Here is a 15,558-nt window from a genome sequence, read left to right on the forward strand (position 1 = left end):
GTCACTCGCCTCCTCGGGCGCGCAGGGCGGTGGCCGGGTCGGCGCCGCGCAGGGCGGTGACCGCCACGGTGGCCAGCGGGGCCGCGGCGACGGCCAGGAGCAGCAGGGCGATCCGCCCGGGTGGCAGGGCGACCAGGACGCCGGGGACGGGCCGGGTCGCCTCGCCGGTGAGGACCACCAAGGGGACCAGGGCCCGGGTGAGGAGGGCGCCCAGTAGGGGCCCGATCACCAGGGCGACCGCGATGAGCAGGGACTGTTCGAGGGCGACGAGCCGTGCGGTCTGGCGGCGCGGGGCGCCCAGCGCGCGCAGGACGGCGAACTCGGCGGAGCGTTCCCGCAGGGCGCCGGCCGTGCTCACCGCGAAGCCCACGGCGGCCAGCAGCGCGGCGGCCACGGTCGCGGCGAGCAGGGCGGCGCGGGGGCCGGCGCCGAGCGGGTCGCCGTGCAGGCGGGCGGCGATCTCGTCGCGCACCACGACCTGGGCGGGGTCGGTGTCGGCCCTGTTCCGCAGGGCGGTGGCGGCCCGGTCGGCGGCGCCGGGCGCGGTGAACAGCCACCATTCGGTGGGCGGCAGGCTCGGCGGCGGGGAACCGGGGCGGGCGGACAGGACCCGGTTGACGGCCCGCAGGTCGAGCAGCAGGGCGCCGCCGTCCTCACCGCCGGTGGCCGCGCCGGCGCCGGGTCCGGTCGTCGGCAGGGCGCGGAGGGTCCCGGCGATCCTCACCGTGAGGTCGCCGCCGGGCATCGGGACCCGGACGACGGAGCCGGTGCGGGCTCCGGTGGACTCCAGGAACCGGTCGGTGGCGAGCGCGGCGGGCGGCGAGGTGGCGGGTGCGCCCAGGGTGACGCGGACGGTGACGATCCGTTCGCCGGGCGGCCACGCGTCGGGGGCGGTCCTGCCCGGGTGGTACGCCAGGTCGAGCGGCGTGGCGGAGGTGGAGCGCACCCCGGTGACGGCGGGCGGCGCCTGCCGCTCGTCCTGGGGGTCGTGGCCGGGCGCGACGGTGGCCCTCGCCCGCCAGTCCAGGCCCGGGGGCACGGTGACGGGGCGCGGGGCTCCGTCGGCCGTGACGGCCCGCAGCGCGGTGAGGGTGAGCCGCGCGGGCACGGTCCGCAGGGGTTGTCCCCTCTGGTCGATGTCGAGAGCCGTGAGGCTCAGCGGCCCGGCGGGCCGTCCGTCGGGGGCCCCGGCGGCGCGGGCGAGGTCCGCGGTGAGCGTACGGGGCCGGCCGTCGGCGGGCAGGGCGCCGAGGGGCACCCGGTACGGCACGCCGTGACGGTCCTCGACGGTGAGGGTGAGATCCGCAGCGCGGGCACGGCCGGGCCCGGAGCCCCCGTCCAGCGTGAGACCGAGAGCGAGGCGCGCGGTGTCCCCGGGCACGGTGATGGCGGCCGGGGCGGCGCTCGACGGCGACGGAGAGGCGCCTCGCGCGGACGCCGCGGCGCCCTGCGCGGCCGTTGCGGAGTCAGCAGCGGACGCTGCGGCGCCTTGCGCAGGCGATGCGAAGTCGCTCGCGGACGCCGCGGCGCTCTGCGTGGCCGTAGCGGAACCCCGCGCGGCCGATGCGGAGAAGCCCGCAGCCGATGCGGTGCCCTGCACGGGCGACGCGGAGCCGGGCGCGGCAGATACGGAGGCGCCCGCAGCCAATGCAGCGCCCCGCCCGGGCGATGCGGAGTCCCGTGCGGCCGATGCGGAGAAGCCCGCAGCCGATGCACTGCCCTGCGCCGGCGGCGCTGAGCCCGGCGCGGCCGATGCGGAGGCGCCCGCAGAGGCTGCGGCGTCCTGCCCAGACGATGCGAAGCCCTGCACGCGCGACGCGGAGCCCCGTGCGGCCGATGCGGAGGCGCCCGCAGAGGCTGCGGCGTCCTGCCCAGACGATGCGAAGCCCTGCACGCGCGACGCGGAGCCCCGTGCGGCCGATGCGGAGGCGCCCGCGGATGCTGCGGCGTCGTGCCCGGGCGATGTGGTGCCCTGCGGTGGCCGAGGTGTGTTCCTCGGCGGCGCGGGCGGGCTCTTCGCGTCCGGTGCCGCGTAGGCGGGGTCCAGCGGTGCGAGCAGGCGGTCGGGCGGGGCGTCCGCCAGGTCGTGCCGCAGGGTCAGTTCGTCCCGGGCCATGGCGGTGTCGAGGGCGAGGACGGTGGCCCGCCGTCCGCCGGACAGGCCGAAGTCGAGGCGGGCGGCGGGCACGGCGGCGCGCACGCCGGGGATCGCGCCGTACGCGCCGCCCCGGCCGAAGGGCTCGGTGCCGCCGCCGAGCACGCGCACGGGCGCGCCCGCCCTGAAGTCGGCCTGGTCGTCCTGCGAACGGTCCCAGGACGCGCCGTGCCCGATCGTCAGCATCCCGAGCGCGACGGCGAGGACGAGCAGCAGCACGGGACCGGTGGCGCGCAGCGGCCGGCGGCTGAGCTGCCAGCCGGCGAGCGGCGCGGTCAGACCCCGCCCCCGGGCGGCGCGGCGTTCGGCGAGCCGGGCGGCGGGGGGCAGCAGCCGCAGGGTGAGCACGGCGCCGGCGAGGAGGGCCAGCGCGGGGGCGGCGACCAGGAGCGGGTCGATGCCGAGGCGTCCCTCGCGGTCGGCGGTGAGCGTTCCGGAGCCGGAGGTGCGCCGGCCGAGCTGCCAGTAGGCGACGGCGGCGACGGCCAGGAGGGCGAGGTCGGCGCCCGCCCGCAGCGGTGCGGGCAGGGTGCGGGGCCGCCCGCCCGCCGTGCGGGCCGCGCCGAGCGCGGGTGTGGCGACGGCGGCCGCGCAGGCCAGGGCGACGGCGGCGCCGGTGAGCCAGACCTGCGGGGTGGGCCCGGTGTCGAGGAGGGGTCCGGCGCCGCCCGGCAGGCCCCGCTCGGCGAGCAGCCGGGTGAGCGGGCCGGCGAGGAGCGGCCCGCAGACGGCGGCGGGCAGGGCGAGGAGCAGCGCCTCCAGGGCGGCGAGCGAGGCGACGCGGCGGCGGGACGCCCCGCGGGCCAGCAGCAGCCGGGTCTCGGCGGTGCGCCCGGCGGTCAGCAGCCGGGCGACGAGGAGCAGCGCGTAGCCGGCGAGGAGCGCGAGCTGGGCGGAGACGACGAGGAGGGTGGCGCGGGAGACGAGGAGGGCCCGTTCCAGCCGGTCGAGGGTGTCGGGCAGGGCGGTGCGGACGACGGCGTCCCCGGCCAGTTCGGGCCGCGCGGCGCGGAACTCCTTCGCTTCGCGTGCGGCCGTGCGCAGGGCGTCGACGTGGTCGGCGCGCAGGGTGCCGAAGTCGGCGGTGGCGAGCCAGGACATCTGCCGCCGGGGGATGCGTCCGGTGCCGAGGGCGGCCGGGTGGGTGAGGAGGGGACCGTACGTGGTGAACGTGTCCGTGCGGACGCCGCGGCCGCCGAGCCGGTCGAGCTGCCAGTACGGGTCGGCGGGGTCGGCCGGGCGGTAGACGCCGCTGACGCGGACGAGGACGTCGGGGGCATCCATGCGTCCGGTGAGCCGCACCGTCCGTGGGCCGGGGGTGAGCCCGAGGCGCCGGGCGGCGGCCTCGGGCACCGCGACCTCGGTGACGCCGCCGGGTCCGGGCCCGGCGGCCGCGGGCCAGCTGCCGGCCGTGAGGCGGACCCGGGAGCGGTCGACGGCGCCGAACTCGGCGAGGTCGGGTTCGCCGCCGCGGGCGGCGGCGGGCCGCGGCAGGGCGTAGGGGCCGGAGAGGTCGAACCGGCTCAGGGTCACGGGCAGTTGGCCGAAGGCCTCGCGGGCGCCGCGCAGGACGGCCCGGTCGGCGGCGGCCGGTGGGGTGCGGGTGGTCTCGGTGGTGACGAGGAGCGCGGCGGCGGCCGCGTCCCTGGTGCGCAGCGCGTGCCGCAGCCCGGCGTCCCCGGCGGAGCCGGCGAACGCGGCCAGGGTGGCGAGGATCGTGGTGGTCGTGAGGATGGCCAGCAGCGCGGCGGCGAGCGGCCCGTGGTGTCCGCGTACGCGCAGGAACAACAGCCCCGTCACCGGCTCCCCCTCGCCTGCCCGGCGCACCCCGTTCGAAAGGTCATTCGGAACGAAATGCTCGCACGGGCCTTCCCGTCAACGGCACGACCGAAGGCGAGACTTGATGGGATCGTGATCTCAGCGCGGCGCGGGTTCTACGGGCTCGGCGACCACCCCGTCGTGGAGTTCGAGGACCCGGTCGGCGAGGTCGAGGAGCTGGCTGTCGTGGGTGGCGACCAGCGCGGTGAGGCCCTCGCTGCGCACGACGGCCCGCAGCAGTTCCATGACGCGCAGGCCGGTCTCGGCGTCGAGCTGGCCGGTCGGTTCGTCGGCGATCAGCAGGGCCGGCCGGTTGGCGAGGGCGCGGGCGACGGCGACGCGCTGCTGCTGGCCGCCGGAGAGTTCGCCGGGCCGCTGCTCGGCGTGGTCGGCGAGGCCGACGAGGGACAGGAGCAGCGCGACGCGCTCCTCGCGGGCGCGGGGGTCGGTCTTCCGCAGCCGCAGCGGTACGCCGACGTTCTCGGCGGCCGTGAGGACGGGGATCAGCCCGAACGACTGGAAGACGAAGCCGATCCGGTCGCGGCGCAGGGCGAGGAGCCCGTCCTCGTCGAGCGTGGCCAGGTCGGTGCCGTCGACGACGATCCTCCCCCGGTCCGGGGTGTCCAGGCCGCCGACGAGGTTGAGGAGGGTGGTCTTGCCGGAGCCCGACCGCCCTTTGAGGGCGACGAGTTCGCCGCGGGCCACCTCGAAGGACACCCCGCGCAGGGCGTGCACGGCGGTGGCTCCCGAGCCGTAGGAGCGGTGCAGGTCCGTCACCCGCACCATGGTGGTGCCGTCACTCATCAGGAGCCCCCCGAGTCCCCGTGCTCGCCGCGTTCCCCGTCGTCCCGCCGACGACGCGGCCCGGACACGCGGCCCCAGTATGCGGTGCCTCTCCCGGCGCGACAACGACCGTGCGGCCCCGGGGAGTCCGCCCGGGGCCCGTACGGCCGGGCGGTCACACCTTGCGGGCGACCGCGGCGTAGCCGGGGATCGGGTCGTCGCCCGCGACGGGGACGGGCTCACCCAGCTCCGGGTGCCACTCGGCGGTCAGCGACACGCCCGGCTCGACGAGCGCGAGGCCGTCGAAGAACCGCGCGAACTCCTCCCGGGTACGCGGCCTGAGCGTGAGGCCGCGGCCCCGGTAGACGGCGCGGGCCTTGGCGGCGCCCTCCGGGTCGAAGTCGCAGGTGACATGCGACAGGACGAGGTAACTGCCGGGCGGGAGCCGGTCGACGAGCCGGCCCACCAGCTCGTAGGCGCCGTCCTCGTCGTCCACGAAGTGGAGCAGGGCGAGGAGCGAGAGCGCGACCGGCCGGGTGAAGTCGAGGACCTTGCCGGCGTGTTCCAGGATCGCCTCGGGGTCACGGGCGTCGGCCTGGATGTACTCGGTGGCGCCCTCGGGGGCGGAACGCAGCAGGGCCTCGGCGTGGGCGAGGACGATCGGGTCGTTGTCGCAGTACACGATCCGCGACTCGGGGGCGACCTGCTGGGCGATCTGGTGGAGGTTGGGCTCCGTGGGGATGCCGGTGCCGATGTCCAGGTACTGGCGGACCCCCTCGGCGCCGAGCCAGCGGATCGCCCGGTGCATGAACGCCCGGTTGACGCGGGCCATGTCCCTGCCGCGGGCGTCGATGGTGAGGAGCTGCCGGGCCATCTCCTCGTCGACCGGGTAGTTGTCCTTGCCGCCGAGGAACCAGTCGTACATACGGGCCGGGTGCGGCTTGCTGGTGTCGATCTGCACGGCGGGCCGTGCCGCGGCGGCGTCGGTGTCGTTCCCGGTCATCTGCCACTCCAGTGGTCTTCGGTCGGTGGAGGGTGCGGTAAAGAACAAGGGCGGGGGTGGTGCACGGCGGTGCTCCTCGTCAGGTGAGCAGGAAGTCGGCCTGCCCCGACTTGGCGCCCTGGATGAAGGCTGCCATCTCCCCGTGGGTGTAGATCAGGGCGGGGCCGTCAGGATCGGCGGACTGGCGCACGGCGACCCTGCCGTCGGCCAGCTTCATGGCCTCGACGCAGTTGCCGCCGTTGCCGCCGCTCCACGGCTTGTGCCAGCCCTCGGCACCGAGGTCGGCGGCGGGCATGCCGTTGTATATGCGAACCATTCAGAGCTCCTTGCGGAAAGCCCGGAGGATTTCCTTCGTACGTTGTGCGGTGGCGGCCTGGGCCGCCATGCGGTCCATGACCTCGAGGTGGGAGGCCACCTCCGGGCGCGCGTCGAGGTAGACGGCGCCGGTCAGGTACTCGCTGTAGACCATGTCCGGGAGTTCGGGCACGGCGAACCGGAAGAGCACGAAGGGGCCGTACGTGCCGGGGTGGTGCCCCGTCGCGAACTCCGCGACCTGGAGGGTGACGTGGGGCAGCTCGGTGGCCTCCAGGAGCCGGTCGAGCTGGGCCCGCATGACGTCGGGGCCGGTTCCGGGCGGGCGGCGCCGCAGCACCGTCTCGTCCATGATCACCCAGAACTTGGGCGGGTCGGCGCGGGTGAGCAGGTGCTGCCGTTCCATGCGCAGCGCCACATGGCGTTGGATCTCGTCCGGGCCGACCTGGCCGACCGCGCCGGCGCGCAGCACGGCCGCCGCGTACTCCTCGGTCTGGAGGAGGCCGGGCACGAAGTGCGGTTCGTAGGCGCGGATGAGGCTCGCCGCGCCCTCCAGGCTGACGTACATGCTGAACCAGCCGGGCAGCACGTCGTGGAAGCGCTGCCACCAGCCGGGCCTGTTGGCGTCCTCGGCCAGCCGGACGAACGCGTCGGCCTCGTCGGCGTCCACCCCGTACTCCTTGAGGAGCAGCTGGACGTACGGGATCTTCAGGGCGACTTCCGCGGTCTCCATCCTGCGGATCGTGGCCGGGGCCACGCGCAGCACCTTCGCGGCTTCCTCCCGCTTGAGACCCGCTCTTTCCCGCAGATCCTGCAGACGCTTGCCGAGAACGACCTGTCCCACGGTGGGGGCGGACCGCGGCTCGCTCACTTCAGACCTCCCCACGCGCTCGTTTCGTCGAGTGTGCCATGCGGAAGACAGAGAGAACACAGCACTCTGCATTTTTCAGAGTGCCACTTGCCAAGTGTGTACGACGGGAGGAAAGTATTCCGGTGAACCAGTTGGTGAACCAGTTCACGCGGCTGCCGCGCGCTCTGCCCCGGAGAGATGCCGCGCACGGCGCCGCTTCCCCGTTAGGAATCGGTCGTGGCACCTGGTAATGCGCTCACCCCCCAGCTCATGGCCCCGCGACCGCGCAACGCCACACCACACGCCCACGCCGCACCCCACGACCGGCTCGCGACGCACACGCGCGCGGCGCACGGCACCCCGCACCCGGCCCCCCGGGCGGCCGAGCCGACGCCCGACCTCCGCCGCTTCGCCTTCGAGCTGCCCGCGCGCGCCGAGTCCGTCTCCCGCGCCCGCCGCCTGGTCTCCGAGCGGCTGCTGCTGTGGGGCATCGACGAGGACGTGCGCGACACGGCGGAGCTGGTCGTCTCGGAGCTGTTCACCAACGCCGTGGTCCACACGGGCAGCGGCCGCGTCGTGTGCGAACTGCGCGACAGGGGCGAGCGGTTGCGCATCGCCGTCCATGACGAGGGCCGTCCCGTCACGGGACCCGGTCTGCGGACCGCCGAGGCCGAGGAGTGCGGCCGCGGACTGCTCCTCGTCGACGCCGTGAGCAGCGCCTGGGGCGCCCATGACGCCCGGCACGGCGCCGGGCGGGTCGTCTGGGCGGAGCTGGTCCACGGCGTGGCGGACCCGTGCTGAGGTCGATGGTCTCGCTGCTGTCGCCGAACGGCACCCGGCAGCCCGGGGCGCCCTTCGGCGGGGCGGCCGCCGCCTGCGGCGAGGTGCGGCTGGCGCCGCCGCCGCACCTTCCCGCGGCGCTGGGCTGCGACGCGGTCGGCGTACCGGCGCGGTACGGGTTCCGGCTGCTCACGCGGCTGCCCGGCAACGGCTGCGTCTTCGCCGACAGCGACTGGTGGTGGTGGCTCGTCCCGGCGGGCTCCGACGCGGAGCTGCGCTGGCCGCTGCCCGCCTGCTACGCGCCGGACGCGTACGTACCGGACCGGCGGCCCCGGCTGATCCACCGCCCGGGCAGCACCTCCCCGTACACGCCGCCCATCCCGCTCTACTTGATGGTCTGTCAACTGACCGGTGTGGCGCCCGCCTGGTCGGTCCCGGACCTGGAGCCCCGCCCCTGACCGACCGTCAACCTCGCTTCGGACCCAGGGGTTCGACGGTCGCCTCGCAGCGCATTCTGCGGTCGTGGCCGACCGTCCGCGACGGACCCGTGAGCGAGAGCCGGAGCGTGTGGCGGACATCGGTGCTCGACGCCGCCACGTGCACGTCCAGCGGCCCCGGATCGAGGTGCCGGGTTCCGTCGGGCCCCGCGTACGCGGCGATGTCGGCCGGGAACGCGAAGCGGACACGGGCCGCGGCGCCGGGGGCGAGCGGGACGCGGGCGTACCCGATGAGGCGGGCGACCGGGCGGGCGTAGCGGCCGGCGGGAGCGTCGAGGTAGAGCTGGACGACCTCGGTGCCGGGGCGGGTGCCGGTGTTGCGGACGGTCAGGGCGATGCCGGTCTCGCCGTCCGTGGGGAGGGCGGTGGCGGTCGCCTCCGCGGCGGTCCACGCGAACGTCGTGTACGACAGGCCGTGGCCGAACGGGTGGAGCGGCGTCGGGTCGAGGGAACTGGCCTCGCTCAGGTGACCGAGCGGCGGGGCGAGGTACGTCCAGGGCTGGCCGCCGGGGTCGCGCGGCACGCTCACGGGGAGGCGGCCGGAGGGTTCGACGCGGCCGGTGAGGACGCGGGCGACGGCGGGGCCGCCCTCCTCGCCCGGGAAGAACGCCTGGACGGCCGCCGCGAGCCGGTCCGCCCAGCGGCCGAGCGCGTACGGGCGGCCGGTCAGGAGGACGAGCACGACGGGCGTGCCGGTGGCGAGGAGCCGGTCGAGCAGGGCGCCCTGGCCGTCGGGCAGTTCGAGGTCGGGCGCGTCGCAGCCCTCGCCGGAGGTTCCCCGTCCGAAGAGGCCCGAGCGGTCGCCGAGGACGGCGACGCACAGGTCGGCGCCGGCCACGTCGGCGGGGTCGGTGACGAGGTCCGTGCCGGGCAGTTCGGCGCGCAGTGCGTCGAGGAGCGTGGGGACGTCCACGCCCAGGGGCAGCTCCGGGTGCTCGACGCCGACGTGGCGCGGGAAGCTGTAGCAGCCGAGCATGCCCGCCGGGTCGTCGGCGAGGGGGCCCACGACGGCGATGCGGCCGCCGGGTCGCAGCGGGAGCACCCCGGCCGTGTCGGCGAGGACGACGACGGACTCCTCGGCGACGCGGCGGGCCAGCGCGCGCAGGTGCGGCGGGTCCAGGTCGAGGGAGGCCGGCGGGGCCGGGGGCGACCAGTCGGGGTCCAGCAGGCCCAGTTCGCACTTCTGGGTCAGGACGCGGAGGGCGGCGCGGTCCACCAGGTCCTCCGGGACGGCTCCGGTGCGGACGGCGTCACGCAGGGGCGTGCCGTAGCAGCGGACGGCGGGCAGTTCGACGTCGACGCCCGCGTCGAGGGCGAGGGCGGCGGCCCCGGCGGGCGAGGCGGCGACGCGGTGGGCCAGTTCCAGGAAGGAGACGCCGAAGTAGTCGGCGACGACCGTGCCGCCGAAGTCCCACTCCTCCCGCAGAAGCCGGGTGAGGAGCGGCCGGTGGGCGTGTGCGGGCAGTCCGTCGAGGTCGTTGTACGCGGCCATCACCGAGCGGGCCCCGCCGTCCCGTACGGCCATCTCGAACGGCGGCAGCACGACGTCGGCCAGTTCGCGGGGGCCGATGGAGACGGGGGCGTGGTTGCGTGCGCCGCGTGAACCGGCGTACCCGGCGAAGTGCTTGAGGGTGGCGACGACACCGGCCGACTGGAGTCCGCGCACATAGGCGGTGCCGAGGGTGGCGACCAGGTACGGGTCCTCGCCGATGGTCTCCTCGGTGCGGCCCCAGCGCGGGTCACGGGTCACGTCGAGGACGGGCGCGAGGCCCTGGTGGACACCGGCGGCGGCGAGCGTGGCGCCGATGCCGGCGGCCATCTCGGCGATCAGCTCCGGGTCGAAGGTGGCGCCCCAGGCCAGGGGCGTGGGGAACACGGTGGCCCGCCAAGCGGTGAAGCCGGTCAGGCACTCCTCGTGGGCGAGGGCCGGGATCCCGAAGCGGTTGGCGCCCGCGACGCGCTTCTGGAGCGCGGCGAGCCGGGCGGCGCCCTCGGCGGGTTCGACCGGTGCGGTGCCGAACGGGCGGGTCACCTGCCCGAGTCCGTACGGCAGGAGGGCGTCGAGGTCGATGTCCTCGGCCACCTCGTGCTGGAGCGGGGCGACGTCCTCGCCGCCGTCGCCGGTGGAGCCGGGCCAGACGCCGGCCAGCTGGGCGAGCTTCTCCTCCAGGGTCATCCGGGCCAGCAGATCGGCGGCGCGGACGGGAGCGGGCAGCGTGGTGTCCTGCCAGGGGTGGGCCATGGAACTCCTTGATCCCCATGTTGTTCCGGAAGGATGCAGAAAATTCTCGGACGGCTGACTGGCGAAGCTACGACCTCGGCACACCTCTGTCAACGGCAGTGAAACGACAGTGAGTTGGTGAGGCACAGGGGGTTGCCACGTGCGGTGCGGCGTCCCTAGGGTGCGGCAGCAGCGCGCTTCCGGAGAGTTTCAGAAAACTTCCAGTACGAGGAGCTCCTCATGGGCGACCCTGCTCACCCGGCTGTGCCCCACCGCCCGCTGTCCCGGCGCCGTTTCCTGGCCGCCTCCGCCGCCACGGGACTGGGCATGACCGCGCTCGGCGCGTGCGGCGGCTCGGGCACGGCCACCGACTCCTCGGGGCGGACGGTCGTGGAGTGGTGGAACATCGCGACGACCGAGCCCAGGAAGTCCGTCTGGGCCGGCCTCGCCCGCGCGTTCGAAGCACGGAACCCGCAGGTCAGCATCAAGATCGTGACGCTGGAGAACGAGGCGTACAAGGCGAAGCTCACCGCCCTCACCGCGTCCGGGAAACTGCCGGACGTCTTCCACACCTGGGGCGGCGGCGTGCTGCGGCAGCAGGTCGAGGCGGGCCTCGTGGAGGACCTGTCCGGGCGGACCGCCGGCTGGTCGGACACGCTGCTGCCGGTGGCGACGGAGCCGTACATGGTTGGCGGGAAGGCGTACGCCGTCCCGTTCGACATCGGCATGGTCGGCTTCTGGTACAACAAGGCGCTCTTCCGGAAGGCCGGGCTGACGGCCCCGCCCGCCACCTGGTCCGGCTTCCTGGACGCGGTCCGCCGCCTCAAGGCCGCCGGGGTGGTCCCGCTCGCCCTGGCCGGCAAGGAGAAGTGGCCCGGCATGTACTACTGGGCGTACCTCGCGATGCGGACCGGCGGCGCCGGCGCCCTCCAGGAGGCCGGGGACCGGAAGGACTTCGGCGGCGCGGCGTTCGTGGCGGCGGGCCGCCACCTCGCCGAACTGGTGGCCCTCCAGCCGTTCCAGCGGGGCTTCCTCGGCGCGGGCTACTCCACACCGGCGGGACAGGCCGCGACCGTCGCCAACGGCCGGGCCGCCATGGAGCTGATGGGCCAGTGGGCGCCCGACGTGCAGAAGGACGCCGGGCGGGGCCTCGGCGCCGACCTCGGGTTCTTCCCCTTCCCCGCCGTCGACGGCGGACGCGGCGCACGCACCGAGGTGTTCGGCGGGGGCGGCGGGCACGCCGTACGGACGGGAGCATCGCAGGCCGCCGTCGATTTCCTGGAGTTCTTCACGTCGACGGCCTCGCAGCGCAAGCTGGTGGCGGAGACGGCCGTCCTGCCCGTGGTGAAGGGCGTCGACGACGCCGTCACCGACCCGAACCTCAAGGCGGTGGCACGCGAACTGTCCGGCGCCACCGGCTTCCAGCTCTACCTCGACCAGGCGTACGCGCCCGCCGTCGGCCAGCAGGTCAACGACAGCGTCGCGGAGCTGATCGCGGGCGAGGCGATGCCCGAGGAGGTCACCGGGGCGATCACGCGGACGGCGAGGGAGCAGTAGGCCGCGATGACGCCCTCCACCGCCGGGCCGAGACCGGCCGCCCGCCCCCGCCTGTGGCTGACCGCCTTCTCCTTCCAGCTGCCGGCACTGCTGCTGTTCGGCCTGCTGGTCCTGCTGCCGATCCTCTACGCCCTGTACACGTCCGCCTTCCGCTGGGGCGGCTTCGGCGCCCCGACGGACTACACGGGCGCCGACAACTTCCTCCGCCTCTTCCAGGACCCGGTGTTCCTCGGCGACCTCTGGCGCTGCCTCGTCCTGGTCGTCCTCTCCCTCGCCTTCCAGCTGCCGTTCGCACTGGCCATGGCGGTGCTGCTGAACCAGCGGCTGCGCGGCCGGGCCGTCTACCGGATGCTGTTCTTCGCCCCGTACGTGCTCTCCGAAGTGGTCACCGGCGTGCTGTTCACCATGATCTTCGCGCCGGGCGAGGGCCTGGCGGACCACGTGCTCGACGCGGTCGGCCTGACGGGCCTGGGCGGCGGCTGGTTCTCCGACCGGTCCACGGTGCTGGGCACCCTGTTCCTCGTCATGACCTGGAAGTACTTCGGCTTCCACATGATGCTGTACCTGGCGGCCCTCCAGTCCGTGCCGCGGGAACTGACCGAGGCGGCGATCGTGGACGGCGCGGGCCCGTGGCAGCGCTTCCGCGGCATCACCCTGCCACTGCTGGGCCCCACACTCCGCATCAGCGTCTTCCTCTCGGTCATCGGCGCGATCCAGCTGTTCGACCTGGTGTGGGTGACCACGGCCGGCGGTCCGGTCCACTCCTCCGAGACGATGGCCGTGACGATGTTCCAGTACGGGTTCAAGCGCTACCAGGTGGGCTACGCGAGCGCGATCAGCGTGGTGATGTTCGCCATCAGCCTGGTGTTCGCCGTCGCGTACCAGCGCTTCGTGCTCCGCCGCGACCTGGCGGGCGCCACGACGACGATGAGGGGCGGGGGACGATGAGACGGATCGTACGGGCGCTGTCGCCGCACGCCGTGCTGGTGACGGTCGGCGCGGTGATGGCGGTGCCGCTGCTGTACGCGGTGCTGTCCGGGTTCAAGTCCACGGACCAGCTGTCCCGCAACCCGGTGGGGCTGCCCGCGCCATGGGTGACGGAGAACTACACGGGCGTGCTCGGCTCGGCCGGCTTCTGGCGGCTGGTCGGCAACAGCACGCTCGTCGCGGTGGGTTCGACGGTCGTGGTGGTGGCGGTGTCGGCGCTGGCGGCGTTCGCGTTCGCCCGGTTCGCGTTCCGGGGGCGGGAGCTGCTGTTCACACTGTTCACGATGGGCCTGATGTTCCCGTTCGCGGTAGCGGTCCTGCCGCTGTTCCTGCTGCTGCGGTCGATGGGGCTGCTGGACAACCCGCTGGGGGTGATCCTGCCGCAGGCGGCGTTCGGGCTGCCCGTGACGATCGTGATCCTGCGGGGCTTCTTCCGGGAGATCCCGGGCGAACTGGAGGAGGCGGCGACGCTGGACGGCTGCGGGCCGTTCGGCTTCTTCTGGCGGATCCTGCTGCCGATGGCGCGTCCGGCGCTGGGGACGGTGTCGGTGCTGGCGGTGGTGGGCAGCTGGAACAACTTCTTCCTGCCGCTGCTGGTGTTCAACGACCCGTCGTGGTGGACGCTGCCGGTGGGCGTGCAGCAGTTCCAGGGCCAGTACGCGGCGGACACGGCACGCGTCTGCGCGTACCTGGTGCTGGCGATGGTGCCGGCCCTCGCCTTCTACTCCCTGGCGGAACGCCAACTGGTGGGGGGCATCACGGCGGGCGCGACGAAGGGGTGACCCGCGGCGCCACCGGGGGTGGGCCGCCCGGTTCCCTCCGGGCAGGGGGGCCTGGCTTGCGGGATCTCGTATGGCGGGGCGTCGGGCCCGCCGCCCCGCGAGCAGCGCCACCGCCGCGCCGCACGCGGCGCAGTCCGACCAACCCGTCCAGCCAGGTGACCTGGCGTACGGACAGGACCTTCTGGGCGCACGAGGAGGCCCCCACCGCGGTGGGACCGGTGCCGGGCGGTGCCGTGGGCGTCGACGAGGGCCCCACGGGCCGTGGCCCGTCGCCGAGCCGGGCGGACGTCGCCCCCGGGGGGGCGCCGCGTCGGCGGGGCCGGTGAAGACGGGCTGACCGCGGAAGAGGGGGTATCGCCCTGCAGCCGGCCTGCGCGCGAGCGGAGGCCGGCTCCGCCGCACACGGCAGGTGTCGACCGGTGCCGTCCTCGGCGCGGACCACGGAAAGCCCCGCTCCACACCCTCCGACCCGATGTGACGTGCTTCACATCCCGAGCCTGTCAGGAATCGCAGGGCTGCCCGGTTCAAGGGGCGAAACCGCGCAAGACAGCGGTGGAACCCTCGCAGACAGGAGCAGGTCCATGCAGCACCGCATCGTCGTCCTCGGAGCCGGCTACACCGGAGCCGTCGTCGCCGGCCGCCTCGCCAAGCGGCTGCACCGCGAGGACGTCGCCATCACCCTCGTCAACCCCGAGCCCGACTTCGTCGAGCGCGTCCGGCTGCACCAGCTCGCGGTCGGCCAGGACCTCACGCCCCGGCCCTTCAGGGAGATGTTCGCGGGCACGGGCGTGGCTCTGAAGCTCGCGAAGGTCACCGCCGTGGACGTGGACCGCAAGACGGTGACGGTCACCGCCACGAGCGGCCCCGAGCGCGAGGACCTGGAGTACGACACGCTGGTCTACGCCCTCGGCAGCGGCTGGAACGACGGGGGCGTCCCCGGCGTCACCGAGCACGCCCACGACATCGCCGGCCGCCCCGGAGCGCTCCGGCTGCGCGAGCGCCTGGCCCGCCTGGAGGCCGGCCGGCCCGTGGTCGTGGTCGGCGGCGGCCTGACCGGCCTGGAGGCCGCGACCGAGATCGCGGAGACCCGCCCGGACCTCGACGTCGCCCTGGCCGTCCGCGGGGGCCTCGGCGACTGGCTCTCGGACAAGAGCCGCGCCCACCTGCGCAAGGTGGTGGACGAGCTCGGCATCACGGTCCACGAACACGCCGCGGTCACCGCCGTGGCGGCGGACGCCGTGACGACGGCCGACGGCCGGACGGTCCGCGCCGAGGTCACGGTCTGGACCACCGGCTTCGCCGTCCACCCGATCGCCGGGGCCACCACCCTGGAACTGACCGACAGCGGCCAGATCGTCGTCGACGCCACGATGCGCTCGGTCTCCCACCCGGACGTGTACGCCGTGGGTGACGCGGCGATGGCGACCGGCCCGGGCGGCAAGCCCCTGCGCATGTCCTGCGCCTCGGGCGTCCCCATGGCCTGGCAGGCCGCCGACGCCCTCGCGGCCCGCCTCGCCGGCACCAAGGTCCGCCGCATCCCCATCCGCTACTTCCAGCAGTGCGTCTCGCTGGGCCGCAAGGAGGGCCTGATCCAGTTCGTCACCGCCGACGACCGAGCGGTCGACCGGGCCCTGACGGGCCGCGTGGCCGCCGTCTACAAGGAACTGATCTGCAAGGGCGCGGCCTGGGGCGTCGCCAACCCGACGGCGGGCCTGCCGTCCCGGCGCCGGCGTGTCGTACGGCAGGCGACCCGGATCGGCGCACGGGCGGAGGCGGCGGCCTGACCCCGCCCGTGCGGCCGGGGCCGCGCGCC

General features: G+C 75.0%; 12 protein-coding genes. 6 read left to right on the plus strand and 6 right to left on the minus strand.

Translation table 11 applies throughout. From position 1 onward, the window contains the following. Position 1: 1 nt before the first annotated feature. The 5 genes from ABEB09_RS04105 to ABEB09_RS04125 form a co-directional block, all read right to left on the minus strand. Positions 2-3,955, minus strand: a complete 3,954-nt coding sequence (locus ABEB09_RS04105; RefSeq protein WP_345687179.1) for an FtsX-like permease family protein — start codon at positions 3,953-3,955, stop codon at positions 2-4. A 117-nt stretch (positions 3,956-4,072) separates the two neighbouring features. After that, a complete protein-coding gene (locus ABEB09_RS04110; protein WP_345687181.1) occupies positions 4,073-4,777 on the minus strand; it encodes an ABC transporter ATP-binding protein in 705 nt (234 codons plus the stop codon). A gap of 154 nt (positions 4,778-4,931) precedes the next feature. Then, the gene (locus ABEB09_RS04115; protein WP_345687183.1) at positions 4,932-5,759 is read right to left on the minus strand and encodes an SAM-dependent methyltransferase; all 828 of its coding nucleotides are present in this window, start codon (positions 5,757-5,759) and stop codon (positions 4,932-4,934) included. Positions 5,760-5,838: 79 nt separating this feature from the next. Further along, positions 5,839-6,075, minus strand: coding sequence for a DUF397 domain-containing protein (locus tag ABEB09_RS04120; protein ID WP_345687185.1), 237 nt, complete (start codon positions 6,073-6,075; stop codon positions 5,839-5,841). Beyond that, positions 6,076-6,942 (minus strand): helix-turn-helix domain-containing protein, encoded by an 867-nt coding sequence (locus tag ABEB09_RS04125; protein ID WP_345687187.1) that lies wholly within the window; start codon positions 6,940-6,942, stop codon positions 6,076-6,078. A gap of 249 nt (positions 6,943-7,191) precedes the next feature. Between ABEB09_RS04125 and ABEB09_RS04130 the strand changes: the two genes are divergently transcribed. Together ABEB09_RS04130 and ABEB09_RS04135 are read left to right on the plus strand one after the other, a co-directional pair. Beyond that, a complete protein-coding gene (locus ABEB09_RS04130) occupies positions 7,192-7,722 on the plus strand; it encodes an ATP-binding protein (RefSeq protein WP_380840600.1) in 531 nt (176 codons plus the stop codon). Between the two features lie 5 nt (positions 7,723-7,727). Next, positions 7,728-8,159 carry a hypothetical protein gene (locus ABEB09_RS04135; RefSeq protein ID WP_380840598.1) on the plus strand — a complete coding sequence of 144 codons (432 nt, stop codon included), beginning with the start codon at positions 7,728-7,730 and terminating at the stop codon, positions 8,157-8,159. 7 nt (positions 8,160-8,166) lie between these two features. Here the strand turns inward: ABEB09_RS04135 and ABEB09_RS04140 are convergent, their stop codons facing one another. Next, positions 8,167-10,440 carry a beta-xylosidase/alpha-l-arabinosidase gene (locus ABEB09_RS04140; protein ID WP_345687191.1) on the minus strand — a complete coding sequence of 758 codons (2,274 nt, stop codon included), beginning with the start codon at positions 10,438-10,440 and terminating at the stop codon, positions 8,167-8,169. 219 nt (positions 10,441-10,659) lie between these two features. Between ABEB09_RS04140 and ABEB09_RS04145 the strand changes: the two genes are divergently transcribed. The 4 genes from ABEB09_RS04145 to ABEB09_RS04160 all read left to right on the plus strand — a co-directional run bounded on the left by ABEB09_RS04145 (position 10,660) and on the right by ABEB09_RS04160 (position 15,529). Further along, positions 10,660-11,976 carry an extracellular solute-binding protein gene (locus ABEB09_RS04145; RefSeq protein WP_345687193.1) on the plus strand — a complete coding sequence of 439 codons (1,317 nt, stop codon included), beginning with the start codon at positions 10,660-10,662 and terminating at the stop codon, positions 11,974-11,976. 6 nt (positions 11,977-11,982) lie between these two features. After that, entirely contained in the window at positions 11,983-12,924 is a 942-nt protein-coding gene (locus ABEB09_RS04150; protein ID WP_345687195.1) for a carbohydrate ABC transporter permease, read from the plus strand. Then, positions 12,921-13,745, plus strand: coding sequence for a carbohydrate ABC transporter permease (locus ABEB09_RS04155; protein ID WP_345687197.1), 825 nt, complete (start codon positions 12,921-12,923; stop codon positions 13,743-13,745). Before ABEB09_RS04150 ends, ABEB09_RS04155 begins: the two co-directional genes overlap by 4 nt. 581 nt (positions 13,746-14,326) lie before the next feature. Next, positions 14,327-15,529: an NAD(P)/FAD-dependent oxidoreductase gene (locus ABEB09_RS04160; protein WP_345687199.1), complete on the plus strand. Its 1,203-nt coding sequence runs from the start codon at positions 14,327-14,329 to the stop codon at positions 15,527-15,529. Positions 15,530-15,558 lie beyond the last annotated feature (29 nt).

Origin of the sequence: Streptomyces coeruleoprunus (assembly GCF_039542925.1) — a bacterium.
GTDB lineage: Bacteria > Actinomycetota > Actinomycetes > Streptomycetales > Streptomycetaceae > Streptomyces > Streptomyces coeruleoprunus.